The sequence below is a fragment of the Marinobacter iranensis genome (genome assembly GCF_029207565.1).
Classification (GTDB): Bacteria; Pseudomonadota; Gammaproteobacteria; order Pseudomonadales; family Oleiphilaceae; genus Marinobacter; species Marinobacter iranensis.
Genome location: NZ_JANCMW010000008.1, coordinates 1 through 22,817, shown reverse-complemented (window position 1 = coordinate 22,817; position 22,817 = coordinate 1). Strand labels below are relative to the sequence as shown.

19 protein-coding genes are annotated in these 22,817 nt (G+C 55.8%); 8 read left to right on the top strand and 11 right to left on the bottom strand.

Annotation, left to right across the window (positions count from 1 at the left end; all coding sequences use genetic code 11):
* Nucleotides 1–26: 26 nt before the first annotated feature.
* The 8 genes from NLU14_RS13165 to NLU14_RS13130 all read right to left on the bottom strand — a co-directional run bounded on the left by NLU14_RS13165 (nucleotide 27) and on the right by NLU14_RS13130 (nucleotide 10,058).
* On the bottom strand, nucleotides 27–3,431 hold the full coding sequence (locus NLU14_RS13165) for a pilus assembly protein (protein ID WP_275707264.1): 3,405 nt from the start codon (nucleotides 3,429–3,431) through the stop codon (nucleotides 27–29).
* A 74-nt stretch (nucleotides 3,432–3,505) separates the two neighbouring features.
* Entirely contained in the window at nucleotides 3,506–4,015 is a 510-nt protein-coding gene (locus NLU14_RS13160) for a pilus assembly PilX family protein (RefSeq protein WP_275707262.1), read from the bottom strand.
* Nucleotides 4,012–5,076: a PilW family protein gene (locus NLU14_RS13155; RefSeq protein ID WP_275707260.1), complete on the bottom strand. Its 1,065-nt coding sequence runs from the start codon at nucleotides 5,074–5,076 to the stop codon at nucleotides 4,012–4,014. Before NLU14_RS13155 ends, NLU14_RS13160 begins: the two co-directional genes overlap by 4 nt.
* Nucleotides 5,077–5,141: 65 nt before the next feature.
* Nucleotides 5,142–5,636, bottom strand: coding sequence for a type IV pilus modification protein PilV (gene pilV, locus NLU14_RS13150; protein ID WP_275707258.1), 495 nt, complete (start codon nucleotides 5,634–5,636; stop codon nucleotides 5,142–5,144).
* A complete protein-coding gene (locus tag NLU14_RS13145; RefSeq protein ID WP_275707257.1) occupies nucleotides 5,633–6,115 on the bottom strand; it encodes a GspH/FimT family pseudopilin in 483 nt (160 codons plus the stop codon). The genes pilV and NLU14_RS13145 overlap by 4 nt, the downstream gene beginning before the upstream one ends.
* A gap of 162 nt (nucleotides 6,116–6,277) precedes the next feature.
* Nucleotides 6,278–6,850, bottom strand: coding sequence for a GspH/FimT family protein (locus NLU14_RS13140; RefSeq protein WP_275707255.1), 573 nt, complete (start codon nucleotides 6,848–6,850; stop codon nucleotides 6,278–6,280).
* Between the two features lie 122 nt (nucleotides 6,851–6,972).
* Complete coding sequence (locus tag NLU14_RS13135) at nucleotides 6,973–8,358, bottom strand: sigma-54-dependent transcriptional regulator (protein WP_275707253.1); 1,386 nt, start codon at nucleotides 8,356–8,358, stop codon at nucleotides 6,973–6,975.
* Between the two features lie 53 nt (nucleotides 8,359–8,411).
* Nucleotides 8,412–10,058: a sensor histidine kinase gene (locus tag NLU14_RS13130; protein ID WP_275707251.1), complete on the bottom strand. Its 1,647-nt coding sequence runs from the start codon at nucleotides 10,056–10,058 to the stop codon at nucleotides 8,412–8,414.
* An 85-nt stretch (nucleotides 10,059–10,143) separates the two neighbouring features.
* On the opposite strand from NLU14_RS13130, the gene NLU14_RS13125 reads away from it, so the two are divergent.
* Complete coding sequence (locus NLU14_RS13125; RefSeq protein ID WP_275707249.1) at nucleotides 10,144–11,808, top strand: NAD+ synthase; 1,665 nt, start codon at nucleotides 10,144–10,146, stop codon at nucleotides 11,806–11,808.
* Between the two features lie 44 nt (nucleotides 11,809–11,852).
* Here the strand turns inward: NLU14_RS13125 and NLU14_RS13120 are convergent, their stop codons facing one another.
* On the bottom strand, nucleotides 11,853–12,689 hold the full coding sequence (locus NLU14_RS13120) for an outer membrane protein assembly factor BamD (RefSeq protein WP_275707247.1): 837 nt from the start codon (nucleotides 12,687–12,689) through the stop codon (nucleotides 11,853–11,855).
* A gap of 136 nt (nucleotides 12,690–12,825) precedes the next feature.
* On the opposite strand from NLU14_RS13120, the gene rluD reads away from it, so the two are divergent.
* From rluD to clpB, 3 genes are all read left to right on the top strand, one after another.
* Entirely contained in the window at nucleotides 12,826–13,803 is a 978-nt protein-coding gene (rluD, locus tag NLU14_RS13115; RefSeq protein ID WP_275707245.1) for a 23S rRNA pseudouridine(1911/1915/1917) synthase RluD, read from the top strand.
* Complete coding sequence (gene pgeF / locus NLU14_RS13110) at nucleotides 13,793–14,536, top strand: peptidoglycan editing factor PgeF (RefSeq protein ID WP_275707243.1); 744 nt, start codon at nucleotides 13,793–13,795, stop codon at nucleotides 14,534–14,536. Before rluD ends, pgeF begins: the two co-directional genes overlap by 11 nt.
* Before the next feature lie 143 nt (nucleotides 14,537–14,679).
* Nucleotides 14,680–17,256 carry an ATP-dependent chaperone ClpB gene (clpB, locus tag NLU14_RS13105; RefSeq protein ID WP_275707241.1) on the top strand — a complete coding sequence of 859 codons (2,577 nt, stop codon included), beginning with the start codon at nucleotides 14,680–14,682 and terminating at the stop codon, nucleotides 17,254–17,256.
* Nucleotides 17,257–17,323: 67 nt separating this feature from the next.
* Here the strand turns inward: clpB and NLU14_RS13100 are convergent, their stop codons facing one another.
* The gene (locus NLU14_RS13100; protein WP_275707239.1) at nucleotides 17,324–17,782 is read right to left on the bottom strand and encodes a DUF4124 domain-containing protein; all 459 of its coding nucleotides are present in this window, start codon (nucleotides 17,780–17,782) and stop codon (nucleotides 17,324–17,326) included.
* A 496-nt stretch (nucleotides 17,783–18,278) separates the two neighbouring features.
* Here NLU14_RS13100 and NLU14_RS13095 point away from each other — a divergent pair, with 496 nt between their 5' ends.
* The 4 genes from NLU14_RS13095 to pssA all read left to right on the top strand — a co-directional run bounded on the left by NLU14_RS13095 (nucleotide 18,279) and on the right by pssA (nucleotide 22,517).
* Nucleotides 18,279–19,997, top strand: coding sequence for an acetolactate synthase 3 large subunit (locus tag NLU14_RS13095; protein ID WP_275707237.1), 1,719 nt, complete (start codon nucleotides 18,279–18,281; stop codon nucleotides 19,995–19,997).
* 2 nt (nucleotides 19,998–19,999) lie between these two features.
* Nucleotides 20,000–20,491, top strand: a complete 492-nt coding sequence (gene ilvN, locus NLU14_RS13090; protein ID WP_137437935.1) for an acetolactate synthase small subunit — start codon at nucleotides 20,000–20,002, stop codon at nucleotides 20,489–20,491.
* 67 nt (nucleotides 20,492–20,558) lie between these two features.
* Nucleotides 20,559–21,575, top strand: a complete 1,017-nt coding sequence (ilvC, locus tag NLU14_RS13085; protein ID WP_275707235.1) for a ketol-acid reductoisomerase — start codon at nucleotides 20,559–20,561, stop codon at nucleotides 21,573–21,575.
* A gap of 90 nt (nucleotides 21,576–21,665) precedes the next feature.
* Nucleotides 21,666–22,517, top strand: coding sequence for a CDP-diacylglycerol--serine O-phosphatidyltransferase (gene pssA, locus NLU14_RS13080; protein ID WP_275707233.1), 852 nt, complete (start codon nucleotides 21,666–21,668; stop codon nucleotides 22,515–22,517).
* A 101-nt stretch (nucleotides 22,518–22,618) separates the two neighbouring features.
* Here pssA and NLU14_RS13075 read toward each other — a convergent pair.
* Nucleotides 22,619–22,817, bottom strand: a 199-nt coding sequence (locus NLU14_RS13075; RefSeq protein ID WP_275707231.1) for a hypothetical protein, incomplete at its 5' end; no start/stop codon positions are given.

The following is a 22,817-nucleotide window of genomic DNA, read 5'->3' as shown; positions in this document are numbered from 1 at the left end:
GACTCTGTTTCTGGTCGGCGCAGCTTCTAACGAAGCTGCTCCCAGGTTTGTCGTCCGATGCTTGAGTCCAGAGAGCGGGCGCAGAGACCGTCTTCACAGGGGTCTCCTGAGAGTTGATTAGGGTCCAGGCCTGGTATCACCACTTCTGCATCCCCGTCATCGGTTGCGATGGTACGGTTTTCACCGCCATAACCCACTTGAATGCCGCTTGGGGCGTAGCCTCCGGTGATATCACCTGAATTGAACGTGCCATCGCTGTTCAGGTCAAAGACAGGCGTATCCGAAGGCATCCCTGATGTCAGCTTCAGGTCCATGATGAATCCGGTACGGCCACTGCCGCATGGATCGCTGTCGGGGATGACCGTAGTAAATCGAACTCGATCCGGATTCACGCCAAATGGGAAGGTTGCCCGACTGATTACCCGCTCTCCCACCTTATTCGAGTTGTAGACGAGGTCGAGATACCAGCCGTCCTCATCGGTCAACGGGTTGCTGGAGCTTTCCCGAACCGTAAAGCTGTTGGTACCGTTGCCGGAGGCTCGGTTGACAACGATATCTTCCTGCCTTGTAATGGTCTGTTCCACTAGGTTTGCGCGCTGCAGCCCCGATGCTGTCAGATCATCTTTTATGGCATAAAGGGTTTGAATGTCATAGTCACCCTCGTCACCACTGCGCAGGAAACTGCCGGTTCCGAATGCAGCCACGAGTTCATCATTATCGTTAGGATTGAGGGCAACCCGAGGTGCGACAGTAATTGGCTGAATGTTGCCCGCAGGGTTCTCAGCTGTGAAAACTTTGGTAGCGTCCCAGCCCTGACTACCCCCGGTAAGGTCAAATCTCCAGAGATTGCCAAGTAAATCGCCGCCGTAGGCATAACGTGTAACAGCATCGGTCTCTGGAAAGCTGGTTATGGTTGCTGAGGCGAGGCCATTTGCGTTTGCGGCGTCGCCAGCACCGGTTTGCAACTCCTCTATCAGGGCGCCGGTTTCGAGATTAACCACAAAGAGGCTTGACTGGCCGCTGGCGCCATTGTATCCGTTGCCAAAAATGGCTGCCCAGGTTCCATCGTCGAGGCGGGAAATCTGTGGATCGGTGACACCGTAACCAAGATTGGCATGCCGGAACTCCCAAAGCACATCGTTTGCTGGCGAAAATGATCCTGGGTCGGTTATATCAAGAGCAAATATGGTTTTGCCGCCTTTGCCCATGGTGCCCAGAAGAACGGTGCGCCATTCTTTGGAGCCGTTTCCGTCCTTGTCAATGTAGGCATCCTGCACTCGAGGCGTGCCATCCATAAAATATCGGTGAGTGTAATTGGGTTTCATTAGCTCTGATATTCGGGCGTAACTGTTTGAGCCGGAAGGGAGCAGGAGTTCCGACGGTATATAGCCGAAGAGCTCTTCTCCAGTGGCACCATCAAAAGCATGCAGTATGCCGTCGTTAGCAGGCACATATAGAGCATCAATCCGGTTCTGATAAGAGGAAGTGGATCGGAATGCCCCATACTTGGTACCTTCGGTACCCTCAAGGCGTGAAAAGCCGTAGTTGGTCTTACCGACAAACTGAGGGTTTGCATTGATAACATCGCCCAGAAGTCTGAGAACGGTATTACCTCCAGCGTCTTTTCCTTCACGGTTTCTGAGCGTTGCGTGCGAATCATTGTCGCCGTGAAGCCAAGCCACTCGGTTGTGGCCGAGGTTGTCTTGAGTCGCGTTCAGTGTCGGATCTGCGTTGAGGGCCGTTCGTTGAGCGTCCGAGAGGTTCGACAGTGAGCTCGCGGAGGCGAACTCGAGCTCAACGCCCTGACTACCATTGTGAGTGATTAGCTTACGGTTGGCAGGGAGCGTCTGGGCCAGGATTTTTTCAGCATCCCAGATTTCGTTGCCAAGATCGAAGTTAAAGCCCGACAATGTGCCGGACCAATCTTCACTGCGGAATCCGGCGAAGAAACCCAGTGAGTCTGCTCGCAATACGGCAGAGCTGACAGCTGCTGATGAAGCAGATGTCTGTGACCGAGCGATCACGTCACCTAGGAAACTCTGGATTTCCTCGGCGAACTCCTTAGGGTTCTGTGCGCTGGCGTAACCACCGCGGCCATTGATGGCGGCGTGGAGCAAGTCATCGATATTCTGAGGGCTGCGGTCTGAACCTGGCTCAGGCCAATTGATAGTAATTCCGTTTGTGGGGTCAAGCGCTGCAAGCGCATCGGCTTCTTTGATGTCGCCTGTTACACCCAGCCCAATAGTAAAGGTTGTCATGTGCTGCCAAAAGGCCGGATCCGTCGACGTGACAGGGACCTTGTTTCCAAGGTCTGTGCGCAGGTCGTTCTTCCAGTACTCCATGGCGACATCGGCCAATGTGTTTGAATGGCCGTCTGTAAATGGCGATACGGCTGTATAGTTAAAGTCTGAGCCATTGGGGTCCGGGTTGTTGTAGGAAGGTCCAGGTTTGTTGTCGACATTCCCTACAGACGGGTTGTCGCCGTTCCAGATACCATCGGTCATAAGAAGGGAGAAGCTCTGGCGACATTCGATATGAGCTGTATTGTCGTCGGTGCCCGGGACTTCGCCCCAAGGGCCCCGGTCGTCAGTTCTGGAATAATACTTACCGATATCTTGGAGTGCTGTTCTTAGCGGGGTACCGCCATTAACTTCCTTGTTGTGAAGCCAGGTCAGGAATTGCTGGCGACGAGTAGCAGTATATGGGCGTACACCGCTTACCAAGGTGTCTGTGTCGCTCACGCCATCGATGGTATTGTTGTTGACGTTGATGGCGCCATAGCCAATGCGGATATTATCTGGCAGATCAAAGAATGCTTCCGTGATGCCGGATTTGGCAGCTAAGGTCCGTGTGCTGTAATAGGAAAACCAGTTTGCGTAATTTTGTTTGACTTCGGCAGAGGCATTGTTGAGTAGAACTGTGGTGTAACAGCTGTTTTGTCTAGGGTCGCTATCGCAACTCGATGAGGAGTTGAACTGCATGTAAAAGCCTTGTTCAATGCTCTGAATATCGTCAAAGCGAATATAGGTGCTGAGGTTATCCGCCCCGTCTGACTGATCGAACCCATTCACCCAGGCGTTAGTATAGCTTGAGTTTGGATAACGACCACTTCCATCCGGCTTGAAGGGCGGCTGGTAGGTTATTGAAGGGTCGTAGTAGACTTTGTTCACATGGCTGGAATAGTAGTAGTTATCGTCATCGTTGTTACCGAGGTCGTCAGGCATGTAACGCCACGCCATGGATCCGGAGTCGTCATAGATAAAAACTAGGTTTGAGTCGACGGATTCCTTCAAAAACAGTGGCACTTGTGCGAGGTTAACCTGTGCTACTGCAGATTGCACTGTACAGATTGACAACACAAAGCTGACTCCGAAAGTACAGAGTTTCTTGAGGCAGGAGCGCTGGTGCGATTCTTTGTTAAGCGTTTTCATGGCGAACTCTCCAGTTGGAGTCAGCAATTCATTTTGATGTTGATTGAGTGATCGTTAATAACAGAAGCTGACTTTCACTCAGGTGGTAACAAAACCGTTGATTGCAGAACGGTGACCGCCTCAGCACTCCCCCCTTGAGCTCTTGATGTTGTCAGGTAGCGCTCAAAGCAAGGCTGACCGGGCTCAATCGGGCAAACATCCGCGAGTCGCGCCAAGTGGTAGACAGGTTGAGCACTGACATCCGGTCCGGCGACCCCGGTGCCAGAACTGGCCGGGTTATTACCATCCCATTCCCATGGCGTATCGAGTAAATCTTCGTTAAAGGCTGCTTGGCGGGTTGACAGTGTGTTCATAATATCGTCTTCAGCTTGCCGTAAAGCCGCTTCCGAAGCCTGAAATGAAATGGCGCTGTCATGGGCATTGCTCGCCATGCGTTCTTGCATAACAGACCCTTGCATACCCCCGATGGCGAGTAATGAAATAAGCAGTAACATAACCAGGGCGACAATCAGGGTTGCTCCGCGCTGGCGTTGGTTGAAGGGTGTAACTGCTACAGGCGTCACTGGTGCGCGCGTGGTCTTCATTGCATTCTCCCCCTGAGCGCCGTTGTATTCACGGATATAAGCCGAACACGGCGGTCTCCGTTATTGGCCTGTGTGACCTCGCTGCCAAGCATGTCGAAACTGCGGTTGTTCACTTCTTCCAATACCTCGTCCTGGCTTCGGGCCATGACTGAGAATCGAACGCTCACGATGGCGTCCCAGTTAGTCACTTGGTTTGCCGGCAGGTAGGTGTCTGCTGCACTACTTCCAACTGTATCCTCACCGTAAAGAATCTGCAGTGTCTCAACACCAGAAACTAGTTCCTGAGGGGGCTGGAGAGGGATCATCAATCTGCGGAATAGAGCTGGCTCTCCATTGGTGCCCTGGCCTATGTAGAAGGCCATAGATGTGAACTCGTAAACTCTGGTATTGGAATCGTAGGGCAGGTTGAAATTATTGCCGTTGTTACCCGGGTTAACATTCCCGCCGGCCATGGTGAGAGAGCTGGAGTTTGCTGCGTTGCTCTTCTGGAACATCTCACCTTCGGAGCAGTCACCGCGGGTCGCAAGCACAACCCTGTTTACCTCCACACCTGAGTTGTCGGCCAGGTTAATGCTGTTACCGTTCTGGGGGTTCGCGGCGTTCACTGGGACACCCAGTGGTGCCAAAGCGTTAATGATAACAACATCGGAATTGGTGACGACCGATCCCGCAAGATCTGCGGGAAGGTTTGCGCCAGCCGTACCTGAGGCCCAGTTACCGGCTCCCGGAGTTGCCATGGCGTTCGCCAGTGTGACGCTGTCTCCCGGGCCGGTTCCAGTGTATTCCCAGCCTTGGAGTGCCTGATCCAGTGGCACCACCAGGCCACCGTTCAGGCGGTTGTCGACAACCTGGTCAAGAGGCCTGCCCATTTCAGCAAGGCAGCCGAAACTGCCCGCGGAACGTAAATCTGGCGACATGACGGCAGAAACAAAACGTGTGCTCTCCTGCGCATGGGCAAGGCCCTGAGTTTGGCGATAGGTTTCGTTGCCGCTCAGGTAGATCTGAGTTACCCCAAGCGTAAGAATGAGGCCGAGCGCTGTCGCGATCAGCAGTTCAACCATTGATAAGCCTGATTGGTTAGACGCTGGGTTTGTAAAAGCAGGGAAATAATTGGGCTTTGATATGTTCAAATCTGAGTCCTCACTACGACAGGGTTCATGGCCTGGTCGTTCTGGTCCCAGTCGATCGTGACTGTAACCACGTTGGTGACTATGTCCACCGCGACGGTACGTTGGGCTTCCGGAAGCAGGCACGCGAGGCTGTTTTCCCAAGCGGCGATATCATTGGCTGCTACCGTTGCGTTTGCTGGAACGAACGAGGTGTCACAGTCGCCACCATCGGCTCCCTGAGCATCGCCTTGGCCCAGCGCATAGGCATCAGGATTGTCGGAGTTCGCGCGAATTCGATCGAGGAGATCTTCCGCAAGCAGAACAGCCTGGCTCCGGCTTTGGGACTGGGAGTTCATTTGCAAGGAAACAACCTGTGTTGAGGCGACGCCCAGTATGCCAATGCCGAGAACCAGGACCGTGATAAGAATCTCGATCAGGCCAAGGCCGGACTGTTGCTTCATAGAGACTGGGCGAACTCGCCGTTTCATGGTCAGAGCATTTTCTGGAATCACGGGCATACTCCGTCGTCAACTTCAGTTCGTCCGACCGGGCTTATACGGACTTCTCGGAAGGAAATGTCACCGCTGGCGCAGCCAATTGGTGTGACGGTAAAGGTTTGGGCTGTTTGCGGCACAAGGAATCCGCGCCGGTCAAACACTAGGTCGCCAGCAGTCTCTGTGAAAGTAAGATTTCCTGGCGCTTCGAACACACGAATCTGGTCGCTGGCGCAGTCTCCAGTCGCATCCCCGTCGTGAACGCACCAGCCACTGCCAAGACCGCCGTCGGTACTGAACGTGACATTGGTGCCGCGTTTTATTGCTTCAGTTCTTGCAAGCTTTATTGACGACACCAGCAGGTTAGTGCCGGTTGTCAACCGGTTGCTTTCGATTAACCTGCCGAAACCGGGAACTGCGACTGTCGCAATGATCGCGAGAATCACCATCGTGACTAGCAACTCAATGAGCGTGAAACCTGCGGTTCTTTTCAACATGCCATATTCCGTTGGTGAGCCTCAGGTTAGTAAAACAAAGCGGCCAATGATATTCACCGGTTATTCGATAAACGGTCGAACATCGGGTATGGGCGGTATAGGGGGCTTGACGGTGTGGCATAGGTCACGCTTTTGAAGCAAAGCTCAGGAGATTATTATGCTTCAGGGGGTCGGGCAACTCAGGGTTGTTCCCCAGGGGAGTTTGATCTTTCCATCGCCGTCATCGTCGTGGAGAGTTCGAACTCGTCCACCGATATTTAGTGCCAGATAACTCATCTCAAATCCTCCGTTGCCAGTGGCAGAGCATGCGACGAGGCTCCCCATCGTTCCATGGCTCATACCTCTGGCTGAGAGTTGGAAATAGCCTCTTCCTGCTGTTCTGGAGTAAAGCCTGGATTGGCCCATGGTGAGTTCGAAAACCCTGTGAATTTTCCCTGAATCTGGTCGTTTGTCGTTGTCTGTGTCTGGGAATACGGATACCGGATTGTTCCAGTTATCAGTGCATTCCTGCGCCGCCGAAAGTGGGCAGATTGTGGTCAGGGTCTTCTGGTGGACTGCGTAAGAACGAGCTAACGCAAACATTCTGAGAGTGTCGTTTATCAGATCGGTGTGGCGGGTCGCAGAGATCAGTTGCGTCCAGGAGGCACTCGCAATTCCGGCGAGCATGGCCGCAAGAGCAAGTGTCAGAATGAGTTCAACGAGGGTGAATCCTCTGGCTTTGGCGAGGTATCGCATAGTACAACATCCATGTCGTTTATCGGGGATAACCGCTTTCTTACATCCTGTAGAAAAGCGTTGAGGAGTTTACCTGAAATTCGTTCTTTGTGGCTATTGAACTGGGTCTTTTGGGATAGCGTTCACTCCATCCCCAACTTCTTCAACCGATACCTTAACGCCCGAAAACTAATCCCCAGCCGCTTGGCCGCCGCCGTCTTGTTCCAGCGAGTGGCCTCAAGGGCCTTCTCAATCGCCTGCCGCTCAATGGTTTCCAGGTAGTTCTCCAGGTCAATTTTACCTTCCGGCACCACAAGGGATTGCTGATCACCAGTAATGCTCATGTTGTCAGGCGCGCCAGACAGCCCGGCAAGCGTAGGACCATTACCCAGGTGAAGATCCTCGGGACCAATCAGGTCGGCATCACACAGCGTAAAGGCCCGCTCCAGAATGTTCTCCAGTTCACGCACGTTGCCAGGGAAGTCATAACCCTTCAGGCGGTCGATCGCCTCCCGGGTCAGGGAGGCAGGCTCGCATTCGTACTCTCGGGCAATGCGCTCCAGGATGTGCCCGGCCAGCAGGCTGATGTCATCCGGCCTGTCTCTAAGCGCCGGTACCGGAAGCTCAATGACATTGATTCGGTAGAACAGGTCCTGGCGAAACTCGCCCTCCTGCACAAGGTTTGGCAAGTCTTTGTGGGTGGCGCTCAGTACACGGATATCAACCGGGACTTCTTTGGTGTCGCCTACGGGCCGTACGGCCTTTTCCTGGATTGCCCGCAGCAGCTTCACTTGCATGGCAAGGGGTAGGTCAGCCACTTCATCCAGAAACAGGGTGCCGCCATCTGCAGAGCGGAACAGGCCGTCCTTGTTGTCCACAGCGCCGGTAAAGCTTCCTTTCTTGTGGCCGAAAAACTCGCTTTCCATCAACTCGGACGGGATCGCACCACAGTTAACCGCGATAAAGGGCTTGTCCCGGCGGGGGCCCTGTAAATGGATCATGCGGGCCACCAGTTCCTTGCCGCTGCCAGACTCACCGCTGATGAAAACCGGCGCCTGGCTTCTGGCCAGCTTGCGCACCTGGTTTCTCAGGCGCTTTATTTCTGCGGATTTGCCCAGTAGCAGGCCTGGTTCATCGGACGAGTCAGTGTCTGACTCGGGTTCCGAAAGCTTGAGGGCGCTGCTGACCAACTCACGGAGGCGGGGGAGCTCAACGGGTTTGGATACAAAATCAAAGGCGCCGGCCTTGAGGGATTCTATCGCCGTATCCATGTTGCCGTAGGCCGTGATAACGGCAACCGGCGTACAGGGTGTGTTCTGTTGAATCCACTGCACGAGCTCAATGCCGTTGCCATCGGGCAGGTTCATGTCCGTCAGGCAGAGCTGTGGTCCGTGCTCACCCAGAAGTTTTTTGGCGCTGGTAATGTCCGGCGCGGTAAGCGTCTTTATACCCATTCGGGTCAGGGTGATTTCCAGCAGGTCCCGGATATCGGGCTCGTCGTCTACGATCAGCGCTGTATGAGTGGTCATTGGATTGTTGTCGGTTCCATGTCGTTGTACAGACTACCGGGCTTCCGGGTTTGTCATATCATCCGCCCATGATGGGCAAATGTAATGCGGAAACAACAGCCGGGCTGGTTGTCGTCTACCAGGGACAGGTGAGCCTGATTAGCCTCGCACAGTTCCCTCGCCAGATAAAGGCCGAGGCCTGTCCCGCTTTTGTCAGTTGTGAAAAACGGCTCAAATACAGACACGCGGTGTTCCGGGGCAATGCCGGGACCAAAATCACGCACGTCCACATAGGCCCGTTCGCCGTCTGCGGTGGCGCCAGCGTAGAGTTCAATCCGGCGTTCACCTGAGGCCTGTTCACTGTAGCGAAGGCCGTTATCGCAAAGGTTTACCATAACCTGCTCAATCTGACTTACATCGAAGCGCGCCGGGGGCAGGGCGCGATCCGTACGGAGAACGATGTCTGCAGGCCTCTGGTGCTCATTATCCTGGGTTTGAAGGTAATCGTCACGAAACGCAGCTAGCCATTGCCCGATGTCGATCAAGTCGGTGTTGGCAGCACGGCGCCTGGAGAGGTCCAGCACATTTTCTATAATGCCGTTCACCCGGCGGGAATGCCGTTCGATGATATCCAGCATTTTACGATCGCCATTATCCAGATTGGGGGACTCGCCCATTAGTTGAGAAGCATGGCTGATGGCGCCCAGCGGGTTACGGATTTCGTGGGCAATGCCCGCCGTCAGGCGGCCCAGGGAGGCCAGTTTCATCTGTTGGGCCTGCTGGGTTACTTTGCTCATATCGTCAATGAACACGAGGATCTGATCACCCCGCTGCTGGTCCAGTTGGGTGAAGTTGGCCTGAACCATGGGTGATGTTGGTGTGGCCTGGAAAGGCTCTGTCCTGCGGGCCGGATCTTTCAGCCAGGCTTCGAGCCCCCGCCTTAGCGGGTGGGGCAGGCCGCGGCCCCGGGTTGGCTGTTTCGAATCATCCGTGGCTGAGCCAAACAGCAGCTCTTCAGCAGCCGCGTTCGCCAGGCGGATACGCCCGAACCGATCCAGGACAAGAATACCAGTGCGCATACGCTGGATAATCTGGCGGTTAATCTGTTCCAGTTCGGCAATGCTACGGGCCCGGGAGCTGGCAAGGGCTTCGCTGCGCAGCATGCGGCGTGAGATGTATTGAAGGGTGAACGCCGCTGCAAAATAGAGAATGCCGAGGGACCCGGCACGGACGATTTCATCGGCAGGGTCACCAAACACCAATACGGACCAGGTTGAGATCCCCAGGGAGCAGATGGCGCCCAATGCTGCGTAGAAGGTGCCGATCCTGGTGGGCGTCAGTATGTTGCCCGCAGCCACCGAGACAATGACCAGGTTTGCCAGGCCGTTGGTTATACCCGTGCTGGTGAGCAAGAGCCCGTGAAGGAGCAGGATGTCCATCAGGATGGAAAAGGTAATATGGCGGCTGCGGGGCTGAAAGCCGGCCAGCATTATGAGGGCGATAAAACCGTTAATTGCCAGGTAGCAGACCACCCCGGCCTGGTAATAATCCATGGCCCGGAAGCGGGAGTCGAAGTTGATGGGGTCGACAAACAGCAGCGCGACCAGGATAACGCTGACCACAACCCGGTAGTGGTTATATATCCGGAAAAGCCGACCTTGCTGGCCTATCGGTGGCGTATCAGTTGTGGATTGCTGCTCAGGGGTTATTGTTTTTGCCATCGTCCAATGGATATCCCGGGAGAATTCTGTTGTCGTGCGGGGTTATAATAGCCTTTTAATGGCAATGAGTTACAGGAGCTGAGTTATGTCCGTGCAAAAGGATCAGTCACCCGGCGGCCAGGAGGCCGGAAAACTGCGGGTTATTATGGCCCAGCTTGATTTTCTGGTAGGCGATATCCCTGGCAATACCCGAAAGGTGATTGAGGCAACCCGGCGTGCGGAGCAGGAACATCAGGCGGATCTGGTTGTTTTCCCGGAACTCTGCCTGACCGGCTATCCTCCGGAAGACCTGCTGTTGCGCCCGAGTATGGAGGTGCGCGTAGCAGAGGCTCTGGAATCGCTGCGTGAGGAACGCCTGAAGCCAGCCATCATCGTGGGTGCGCCGGTCAGGGAGGGCGCGCTGCTCTACAATGCGGCGGTTGTCATCGAACATGGAGAAATCACCGGCCGTTATTTCAAGAAATTCCCGCCCAACTACCAGGTGTTTGACGAGAAACGCTATTTCGCCGACGGGACGGACACACTGGTAATGGAGATCCGGGGGGTGCCGGTAGGCATTACCGTTTGCGAGGATATCTGGAGCGATGGCCCGGTGGAGGACGCCGCTGCAGCGGGTGCCAGATTGGTTATCAATCTGAATGCCTCGCCCTACGATATTGACAAGCAGGCGCGTCGTAAGGCACTGATCGAACGCAAAGCCTGCGAAAACCGCGTCAGTATTGCCTACGTGAACCTGGTAGGCGGGCAGGACGAGCTGGTCTTTGATGGCGGTTCGATGGTCTTTGACCATTCCGGCGTGCTTGCTGCCGAAGCGCCTCAGTTCAGTGAAGGGCTCTATCCGGTGGAGTTTATTTGTGAGCATCATTGCCAGCCAATTTCACAGCCCGCCGTTCCCGAACCCTCGCTGGAGGAGAATGTCTACAAGGCGTTGGTTCTGGGTGTTCGGGATTACGTCAACAAGAATGGCTTCAAATCGGTTGTCCTGGGCCTCTCGGGGGGGATTGATTCCGCAGTGACACTGGCCGTGGCCGTGGATGCGCTAGGGGCAGACCGGGTGCGTGCGGTGATGATGCCTTTCCGCTATACGTCCGGCATGAGCATTGAGGATGCTGAAGCGGAAGCGGTTACGTTGGGGGTTCAGTATGACGTGTTCTCAATCGAGCCCATGTACGATGCGTTCATGGAAACCCTCGCAGCCCCGTTTGAAGGAACACAACCGGACACCACCGAGGAAAACCTGCAGGCGAGACTGCGGGGCGTGCTGTTGATGTCTCTGTCCAACAAGTTTGGTTCGCTGGTACTGACCACCGGCAATAAAAGCGAACTGGCGGTGGGTTACTCCACCTTGTATGGCGATATGGCGGGCGGCTTTGACGTGCTCAAGGATGTTCCCAAGACTCTGGTTTTCCGCCTGGCCTGGTACCGCAACAGTGTTTCGCAGGTTATTCCGGAGCGGGTGATTACCCGCCCGCCGTCGGCCGAACTGGCGCCGGACCAAAAAGATGAGGACAGCCTGCCGGGATACGATGTGCTCGACCAGATCCTCAACCTTTATGTAGAGAGGGACATGAGCGCCGATGCCATCGTTGCACAGGGCTTCGGCAGGGCCGATGTGGATCGGGTCGTGAGACTGGTGGATATCAACGAGTACAAGCGCAGGCAGGCGCCCATTGGCGTAAGGATTACCGAGCGGGGTTTTGGCAAGGACCGGCGCTATCCGATTACCAATGGCTGGAAGAGTGGTAAATAGAATCGTGACGGGCTGCCCGACATTTCAGGCAGCCCGCCTGAAGATTATTCGTCACCCATCAGGCCGAAGGTGACCACGCTGGACAATGAGCGATCTTCGCGCTTGAGAATATCTGCCTGAAATTCGCCATCTTCGTTGAATGCGGCGCTGTCCGGGAAGTTCTCCTTCAGCATGGCCACTGCATCCGTTGCACCTTTGTTCAGGTCCATGAAGCGGAAGGTTTCCGCCAGAATGATCAGCGCCTCTTCCACGGACGGGGTTGTCGAGTAGTTCTCAACAATGTAGCTAGCCCGGTTGTTTGCGGCGATGTAGGCTTCGCGGCTGATGTAATAACGGGCCGCATAAAGCTCCAGCTCAGCCAGCCGGTTGCGAATGGCGATCATGCGCTGGCGGGCGTCGGGAGCGTATTCACTGGAAGGGTAACGATTCAGCAGTTCGGAAAAGTCGCGGAAAGCCTGGCGCTGTTCGCCGGGGTCCCTGGCAGCCACGTCCACCGGAAAGTACCGTGCGGCCAGGCCGATATCCAGGTTGTAGGAGGCCAGCCCGCGCATATACAGGGCATAGTCGGCGTGGTCGCTTTGTGGGTTCAGGCGGAGAAAGCGGTCTGCCGCGGCCCGGGCGCCCTCCAGGTCGAGGTTCTGGTAGCGGGCATAGATCAGGTCGAGCTGGGCCTGTTCCGCATAGCGGCCAAACGGGTAGTAGGTCTCCAGGAAATCGAGGTTCTGCTCTGCTTCGTTAAAGTTGCCTGAGTTCATCGCATCACGGGCGTTTTCGTAATAGGTTTGCTCCGGCAGTACTTCTTCCTGCTTATCGTTGGATGCGCAGGCACTGATTAGTAACGCTGCGGAGGTCATTAGCAGTAATCGGACAACTGATCTCATGCCGGAATCCCGTATAATGGCAAAATTCGAAACGTCGGCCATTGTAACGGGGATCCGTTCCCATGTGCAGTGGCATGCGTTGTGGATTCAGAAATTCTGACTCAAACGTAACACTCATACCGGCCCCGGGGGCTTAATGTCATCTGAAAACCGTATTATCGCCAGCTTTTCCGTTCCGCCGGAGCACAGCGACCGCCGTCTGGACCAGGCAGCCGCCGAGCTGATGCCGGAACATTCGCGTTCACGACTGCAGGGCTGGATCAAGAGTGGAGCGCTGACGGTCAATGGAAAGTCCTGCAAGCCCCGGGACAAGGTTATGCTGGGTGACCAGCTTGAGCTGGACGCCGAGCCTGAAGCCCAGGTCAGTTGGGAGGCGGAATCCATCTCCCTGGATATTGTCTATGAAGATGATCACCTACTGGTAATCAATAAGCCGGCGGGCCTGGTGGTCCATCCTGCTGCGGGTCACGCTGACGGCACGCTGGTGAACGCGCTGCTCAACCACGCCCCGGAAGTGGAGAACCTGCCAAGGGCCGGCATTGTACACCGTCTCGATAAGGACACCTCCGGCATTATGGTCGTGGCGCGCAGTCTTATTGCCCACACATCCCTGGTTGATCAGTTGCAAACTCGGACCATGGGGCGTGAGTACGAAGCGATCGTGGTCGGTACACTGACCGGAGGCTCTACCGTGGACGCGCCGATTGGCCGCCATCCCCGTGAGCGCAAGAAAATGGCAGTGGTGCCCTCGGGCAAGCCCGCGGTCACACATTATCGACTGGTGGAGCGGTTTGCGGCGCATACCCACGTTCGCTGCAAGCTCGAAAGTGGGCGCACCCACCAGATTCGGGTGCACATGGCCCATGTTAAGCATCCCCTGGTTGGCGACCCTCAATACGGCGGGCGGCTACGCCTTCCAAAGGGGACGACGGAGGAATTACGTGTTGTGCTGACCGGGTTCCATCGGCAGGCACTCCACGCCCGGCAGCTAACGCTGGAGCATCCGAAAACCGGTGAGCTGTTGAGCTGGGAAGTGCCCATGCCCGATGATATGGAAGTGTTGCTCACTGCGCTTCGAAAACACGTCAAGGATCTGGAGAACCATGACTTCTGAGCTGCCACTCATTGTCCCGGAATGGCCCGCACCTTCGTGGGTGCGTGCCGCATGTACGACCAGGATAGGCGGGGTTAGCAAAGCGCCCTGGAATTCCCTGAACCTCGGTACACACGTAGGGGACAACCCCGAGGACGTAGTGAAGAATCGTGCCCTTCTGGGGCAATGGGCTGGACCAGGCGCCCAGTCTTTCGGTTGGCTTAACCAGGTCCATGGCACCGACGTGGCGGAGCTGCCGCAGGCAGGCCATATAACTGCTGACGCCAGCGTCACATCGCGGCCGGGGAACGTGTGCGTGGTAATGACGGCGGACTGCCTGCCGGTGTTGTTCTGCAATCCCTCCAGTGGCCGGGTGGCTGCCGCCCATGCCGGCTGGCGGGGATTGTGTGATGGGGTTCTGGAGCGGACGGTGGAGTACCTGGGTAATCCCGGTGGTGTCCTCGCCTGGCTGGGACCGGCCATTGGGCCTGAGCAGTTTGAGGTCGGTGCTGAAGTGCGTGAGGCTTTTCTCCTGACCGATTCACAGGCAGCGGAGGCTTTTGTTCCCAGCCCCCGGCATCCTGGACGCTATTTGGCGAACCTGTATGAACTGGCCCGGCAAAGACTGGCTCTTGCCGGAGTGCTGCAGGTATACGGTGGCGACTTTTGCACGGTATCCGACAGTAAGCGCTTCTTCTCCTATCGTCGGGATGGGCAAACCGGGCGAATGGCTAGCCTGATCTTCATTTCATGATGTCCGTCAATTTTCTGACACTTCTGGTCTTCGTTCGCTTGAAGTCCTGTCAATTGACCCTACATTAACTGTCAAAGCAGAGAAATTGCCGCCGGCTGGAACTTGCTCGCGGCCGCATGACAGATACTGGGGAATACCAAATTATGAGAATCGACAAACTGACCAGCAAACTGCAGACCGCACTGGCAGATGCCCAGTCCCTGGCTGTAGGCAGGGATCACAACTTTATTGAGCCCGTGCACCTGATGCAGGCGCTGATGGACCAACAAGGCGGCTCCATTAAGCCTTTGTTGAAACAGGCGGGCGCTGAGCCAGGCCGTATCCGTCAGGCTGTGGCGCGGGAAATCGAGAACCTGCCGGAAGTGCAGGGCTCAGCCGGCGATGTTTCCATGTCCAATGACATGGGACGGTTGTTCAATATCGCCGACAAGCTGGCGCAGAAGCGTGGCGACCAGTTCATATCCAGCGAGTTGATGCTGTTGGCGGCCCTTGAGGACCGGGGCACCCTTGGCCGGGTTCTGCGCGAGCAGGGTGTCGATAAATCGACATTGGAAGGTGCTATCGACGAAATTCGAGGGGGAGAGTCAGTCGATGATGCCTCTGCCGAAGAAAACCGTCAGGCCCTCTCCAAATATACGATTGACCTGACGGAGCGTGCCGAGGCTGGCAAGCTGGACCCGGTGATCGGCCGCGATGATGAAATCCGTCGAACCATCCAGGTGTTGCAGCGTCGTCGCAAGAACAACCCGGTCCTCATCGGTGAGCCCGGTGTGGGTAAGACCGCCATTGTGGAAGGGCTTGCACAGCGCATCGTGAATGGCGAAGTCCCGGAAGGGCTCAAGAACAAGCGTGTGCTGTCGCTGGATATGGGCTCGCTGATTGCGGGCGCCAAATTCCGTGGTGATTTCGAGGAACGCCTGAAGGCCGTGCTCAACGAACTGGCCAAGCAGGAAGGGCAGATCATCCTGTTTATCGACGAGATTCACACCGTGGTCGGTGCTGGCAAAGCCGAAGGGTCCATGGACGCCGGCAACATGCTCAAGCCGGCATTGGCGCGGGGGGAATTGCATTGTGTGGGTGCAACCACCCTGGACGAGTACCGCGAGAATATTGAAAAAGACGCCGCTCTTGAGCGCCGCTTCCAGAAGGTATTGGTCTCCGAGCCCAACGAGGAAGACACCATTGCGATACTGCGTGGCCTCAAGGAACGCTATGAAGTTCACCACGGTGTGGAAGTAACAGACGGCGCCATTATCGCTGCTGCCAAGCTGTCCCACCGTTACATTGCCGACCGCCAGTTGCCGGACAAGGCCATTGATCTGGTGGATGAGGCGGCCAGCCAGATTCGGATGGAGATGGACTCCAAGCCGGAAGCGTTGGACCGTCTTGAGCGGCGCCTGATCCAGTTGAAAATCGAACGCGAGGCATTGAAAAAAGAAACTGATGCAGCTTCCAAAAAGCGGCTTTCAGAGCTTTCTAATGTGATCAGTGGCGTTGAGCGCGAATACGCGGACCTGGAAGAGGTCTGGAACACTGAAAAGGCCGCTTTGCACGGCTCCCAGAAGATCAAGAGCCAGTTGGAGCAGGCCAGGATAGATCTTGAGAACGCTCGCCGCGCCGGTGACCTTGGCCGCATGTCAGAGCTGCAGTATGGCCAGATCCCGGAGCTTGAGCGCCAGTTGGACATGGCGAGCCAGGCGGAAATGATGGAGATGAAGCTGCTCCGCAATCGCGTCACGGATGAGGAAATTGCCGAGGTGGTGTCCAAGTGGACCGGCATTCCGGTGTCCAAGATGCTGGAAGGCGAGCGTGACAAGCTCATGCGCATGGAAGAAGCCTTGCATGGCCGGGTGATCGGGCAGAATGAAGCGGTTGAAGCAGTATCCAATGCCGTGCGTCGTTCGCGGGCGGGTCTGTCGGACCCGCATCGCCCCAACGGCTCCTTCCTGTTCCTGGGGCCAACCGGCGTGGGCAAAACCGAACTGTGTAAGGCGCTGGCATCCTTTCTGTTTGATACCGAAGAAGCCATGGTTCGAATCGACATGTCCGAGTTCATGGAGAAGCACTCAGTTGCCCGGCTGATTGGTGCGCCTCCGGGATATGTGGGCTATGAAGAAGGTGGCTACCTGACTGAAGCGGTGCGCCGCCGGCCCTATTCGGTGTTGTTGCTGGATGAAGTTGAGAAGGCGCATCCGGATGTGTTCAACATACTGTTGCAGGTGCTGGAGGATGGCCGCCTCACGGACGGTCAGGGCAGGACGGTGGACTTTCGCAACACCGTTATCGTGATGACGTCCAACCTGGGGTCGGACATCATCCAGCAGAAGGCGGGTGAAGAGAACTACGAGGCCATGAAAGCGGCTGTCCTGGAAGTAGTGGGCACTCACTTCAGGCCGGAGTTTATCAACCGGGTGGATGAGGTGGTTGTGTTTCATCCGCTGGCGGAAAGCCAGATTCAGGGCATTGCCAGGATCCAGGTTGAAGCTCTTGGCAAGCGGCTGAAGGAACAGGACATGAAGCTGGAACTGGATGATGCAGCAATGGAGTTGTTGGCGGAAGTGGGTTACGACCCCGTCTACGGCGCCCGCCCGCTGAAGCGGGCCATCCAGCGGATGATCGAGAACCCGCTGGCGCAGAGGCTGCTTCAGGGCGATTTCCTGCCCGGTGACACCATCCGTGGGTCAGTGAAGGATCACGGTTTGGAATTTGCAAAGGCGTAATGGTCAGACTCGAAAAAAGCGGAGCATCGTGCTCCGCTTTTTTTAGGGTTCCGCGGATTCTGCTAGATCAACTCTCTGCAGGTTCGCCGCAGTTTTCTTCTGCTATCTTTTCAAACTCCTGCTTCTTTTCTTCTATTTCTTCAGGGGTCAGATAGCGTAGTTCTCCTTCTTCCTCAATGCGGATTCGGCTGTTTCGCTGAATCAGTGCCAGGTTGCTCTCTGCCGTTTCACAGTTGGCGGCCCGTTGTTTTCGGCGGGCTTCTTCCACAGCGGTTTCCTGGCGCTGCTGGCTTTCCTCGGCCTCCCGGTTTTCGAGTTCTTTAACGCGCTCCTGTGGACTCATCCGGCTGTTTCCGGACCCTTTGCCGGTGCGGATACTGACAGATTCCGCCTGCTGGCCTGTCGGTTGCCGGTCGCCGAAGTGCGTAACCCCGTCTTCATCGGTCCATTTATACACGGAGGCCGCGAAAGCCATTGCTGGTGTCGCAGCGAGAAGTACTGCCAGGGTGAGGGTTTTTCTGTTCATGCCGTTACTCATTCCGCGTTAGCCTTGTCTGAGCGCCGCCTAGCAACGCCGTCTCTGTGTTAGCCTATGTTTATCATGCCATTTGTAAAGGCAACTTTCTTCTGCCTGGTTCAAATAGTTGCACAAAGTATGGCAGACCTTTGGTGGGTATGGGCAGAGAATACCGTTGCCGCTATTGACAGGGAGTTTAGCGCTGTCAAAATTACCGACTGCCTGAAGACTGGGGCCAATACGGCAGGCAATCCCGAGCGAGTATCCCCTGTTTAATGACCACACTGAATGCCCCGCGCAGGTCGCGGACTGGTTGTTGCTTACGTGCAACCCGTTGATTGGCCGTTCTCCGCAACCCTCAGGAGGGCGGCTGGCCAGGAGACAACCTCTTACAGCTGGTGTGGCGGAGTATCCGGTTCAGCTTTCACAAGAAGCATGATGTCCGGACATCCAGGCAACCGGGGCGTTTCCCGGCTCATTCACTCGTAGAAGAGGGTAGAACATCGTGGAGTTATTGTCTGGCGCCGATATGCTGATCCGGTCCCTGCAAGATGAAGGGATTGAATACATATATGGCTATCCGGGTGGTGCAGCGCTGCATATTTATGATGCGTTGTTCAGGCAGGACAAAGTCAAACACATTCTGGTGCGTCACGAGCAGGCGGCGGTCCATATGGCCGACGGCTATGCGCGTGCTACCGGACTGCCGGGTACCGTACTGGTAACCTCGGGTCCTGGAGCCACCAACACCATCACTGGCATCGCCACCGCGTTCATGGATTCCATTCCCATGGTCGTCCTGTGTGGTCAGGTCGCATCCACCCTGATTGGCGAAGATGCGTTCCAGGAGACCGACATGATCGGTGTCTCCCGTCCTGTTGTGAAGCACAACCTGAGCGTTCGTCATCCTGAAGAGATTCCCGAGATTGTCCGCAAGGCGTATTACATTGCCTCAACAGGACGTCCGGGGCCGGTCGTGATTGATATCCCGAAGGATATGACCACACCGAATGAGCGCTACGAGTATATCTTTCCCAAGAAGGTCAAACTCCGTTCGTACAACCCGGCCATTCGCGGTCACGCCGGCCAGATCAAGAAAGCAGTCGACATGCTGATGGCGGCGAAGCGCCCCATTATCTATGCTGGCGGCGGTGTTATTCTTGGCAAGGCAACCGATCAACTGACCGAACTGGTCAGGATGCTTGGCTACCCGATCACCAACACCCTGATGGGCATTGGTTGCTATCCGGCATCCGACAAGCAGCATATCGGGTGGCTGGGAATGCATGGCACTTATGAGTCCAACATGGCCATGCACCACTCGGACCTGATCCTGTGCGTGGGTGCGCGGTTCGATGATCGTGTCACCAACGCAACCGAGAAGTTCTGTCCGGGCGCGCGAATTGTCCACATTGATATCGACCCGGCGTCCATCTCCAAGACCATTGATGCGGACGTTCCCATCGTCGGCCCGGTGGACGCTGTGCTCAAGGAAATGCTTACCCTCGTCAGGGAAAGCAAGGAGAAGCCGGACGCCGATGCCATCGCGGCCTGGTGGAAGCAGATTGAAGAATGGCGGGCGTTTCACGGCATGCGCTATGAAACCAGCCCGGATGTGATCAAGCCGCAGGAAGTTGTCGAGGCGCTTTGGCGGCTCACCAACGGCGAAGCCTTTGTGACCTCGGATGTGGGTCAGCACCAGATGTTCGCGGCCCAGTACTACAAGTTCGACAAACCCAACCGCTGGATCAACTCCGGCGGTCTCGGCACCATGGGCTTTGGCCTGCCGGCGGCCATGGGCGTGAAGCTGAGCTTCCCGGACGACGAGGTGCTGTGCATAACCGGTGAGGGCAGTATCCAGATGAATATCCAGGAACTGTCCACCTGCAACCAGTACAACCTGCCGGTGAAGATTATCAATCTGAACAACCAGGCCCTGGGGATGGTCAAGCAGTGGCAGGACATGAACTATGAGTCCCGTCACTCCCAGTCCTACATGGAGTCCCTGCCGGACTTTGTCAAGCTGGCGGAAGCTTACGGCCACGTCGGTGTCCGTATCGATCGGAAGGAAGATCTGGTTCCGAAGCTCAAGGAAGTGCTGGCCATGAAAGACAAGCTGGTGTTCGTTGATATCAACGTTGACCGGTTTGAGCACGTCTATCCGATGCAGGTAGCGCGTGGCTCAATGAAGGACATGTGGCTCAGCAAGACGGAGAGGGTCTGATCATGCGTCGAATCATTTCTGTTTTGCTTGAAAACGAGCCTGGAGCCTTGTCCCGCGTGGTCGGGCTGTTCTCGCAGCGCAACTACAACATTGAAACGCTCACAGTGGCGCCTACGGAGGACGAAACCCTGTCCCGCCTGACGGTAACAACCACCGGCTCGGACAAGGTCATTGAGCAGATCACCAAGCAGCTCAACAAGCTGATCGAAGTGGTCAAGCTGGTGGATCTTACCGAAGGCGCGCACATTGAGCGTGAACTGATGCTGGTCAAGCTCAAGGCGACCGGTTCCCAGCGGGCTGAAATCAAGCGCACGGTCGATATCTTCCGTGGCCAGATCGTGGATGTCACCAGTTCCGTCTATACCGTGCAGTTGGCCGGTAACAGTGAAAAACTGGATGGTTTCATTCAGGCGGTCGGTACATCGGGCGTGCTTGAAGTCGTTCGCAGCGGTGTCTCGGGCATTGCCCGCGGTGAAAAGGTATTGAGCCTGTAACAGGCGTTGACATCATTCTGTACAATGACGGCCCCTAACAGGCCAATACAAAATATAGAGGTTTCTCATGCAGGTTTATTACGATAAGGATTGTGATCTTTCCATCATCCAGGGCAAGAAAGTTGCCATCATCGGTTTTGGCTCACAGGGCCACGCTCACGCGTGTAACCTGAAAGAGTCCGGTGTTGACGTAACAGTTGGTCTGCGCCCGGGTTCTTCTTCCATTGCCAAGGCGGAAGCTTACGGCCTGAAAACCAGTGACGTACCGGCAGCGGTTGCGGCTGCTGATGTGGTTATGGTCCTGACACCGGACGAGTTCCAGGCGCAACTGTATAATGCAGAGATCGAGCCGAACCTGAAGCAGGGCGCTACCCTGGCGTTTGCCCACGGTTTTGCGATTCACTACAACCAGATCGTGCCGCGCAAAGATCTGGACGTGATCATGATTGCCCCGAAAGCGCCGGGCCACACTGTGCGCACCGAGTTTACCCGTGGCGGCGGCATCCCTGACCTGATTGCCATCTTCCAGGACGCCTCCGGTAACGCCAAGAATCTGGCCCTGTCCTATGCCAGCGGCATCGGCGGCGGACGTACCGGCATTATCGAGACCACCTTCAAGGACGAGACTGAAACCGATCTGTTCGGTGAGCAGGCTGTTCTGTGTGGCGGTACCGTCGAGCTGGTCAAGGCCGCGTTCGAGACGCTGGTGGACGCCGGTTACGAGCCTGAGATGGCGTACTTCGAGTGTCTGCACGAGCTCAAGCTGATCGTTGACCTGATGTACGAGGGCGGTATTGCCAATATGAACTATTCCATCTCCAACAACGCGGAGTATGGTGAGTACGTGACGGGTCCCGAAATCATCAACGAGCAATCCCGTGAAGCCATGCGCAATGCACTGAAGCGCATCCAGACCGGCGAGTACGCCAAGATGTTTATTCAGGAAGGCAGCAGCAACTATCCGTCCATGACGGCTCGTCGCCGCATCAATGCCGAGCATCAGATCGAAACCGTGGGTGAAAAGCTGCGGTCCATGATGCCCTGGATCTCCGCGAACAAGATCGTGGACAAAGAGAAAAACTGATCCGGTTCCCCGGACTGGTTTGGAAAACGCGGCCCGGAGGGCCGCGTTTTTCGTATATACTCCGCCTAAATGCTTTCCGGAGTGATGGGAATGACTGACGAAAAGAAGCAAGCCGAAACAAAGGTTGAAAAGAATGATGCCCAGGGTCAAACAGACTCTGGTAGCGATGAGCAGGACATCGAATCCGGTGAAGTCGTAGAGGAAGAGTTTGTTGAGGGAGCGCCGGTCCGCCGCAAGGGGATTTATCTTCTGCCCAATGCGCTGACAACCGCCTCTTTGTTCTCAGGGTTCTACGCCATCGTGTCTGCCGCCAACGGCGTATTCGACAATGCCGCCATTGCAATCTTTGTGTCCATGATCCTGGATGGGCTTGATGGACGGGTTGCCAGGCTCACCAATACCCAAAGCAAGTTTGGTGAAGAATACGACAGTCTTGCTGATATGGTGGCCTTCGGCGTGGCACCGGGGCTGGTGGCTTTCTTCTGGTCGCTGAATAATCTTGGCCAGGTTGGTTGGGCTATAACCTTTATTTATGTTGCTGGTGCCGCGTTGCGGCTGGCACGGTTTAATACCCAGATTGGCTCCGTGGATAAAAAGTTCTTTGTGGGGCTGCCCAGTCCCGCCGCTGCGGCGTGTGTTGCCGGGCTGGTGTGGTGCTTCCATCTCGTGGAGCCGACCAGTTGGTTGACGCTGATGACGATCGTTGTTGTTGGCGGCTGCGGGGTGCTGATGGTCAGCAACATACTCTACAAAAGCTTCAAGGATCTGGATATGCGCGGGCGAGTACCTTTCGCTGCAATTCTTCTGGTGGTTCTTATGTTTGTGGTGGTTGCTCTTGATCCGGCGACGGTCCTGTTTACCGGCTTTCTTGCGTATGCGTTGTCGGGCCCGGTTTTGGCTCTGTTCAGAAAATCGCGTCGTCCCGCAGGCAAATCCGCGTAGATTTGGAGTGAAAAGTGAGCGCCTTGATCGTAGTTCGAGCAGCGTTATAGGGGCTAACCGAAATAAAGCAAAAATAGTTGATTAACCTCGTTGACACATTCTCAGGGCTCTGTAGAATGCGCATCTCTTTCGAGGGACACGCCGCTTAGGCGGGTCAGAAATTGGAAGACAATCGTTTGAAATGATTGGCAATTTTCCGACTTCAAGTCGGCGCCAAAATAAACGGTTGACAAGGCGGTGATTCGATGTAGAATACGCCACCTTGATCGGGCAAGCCCCGACTGCTCTTTAAAAAGTTGA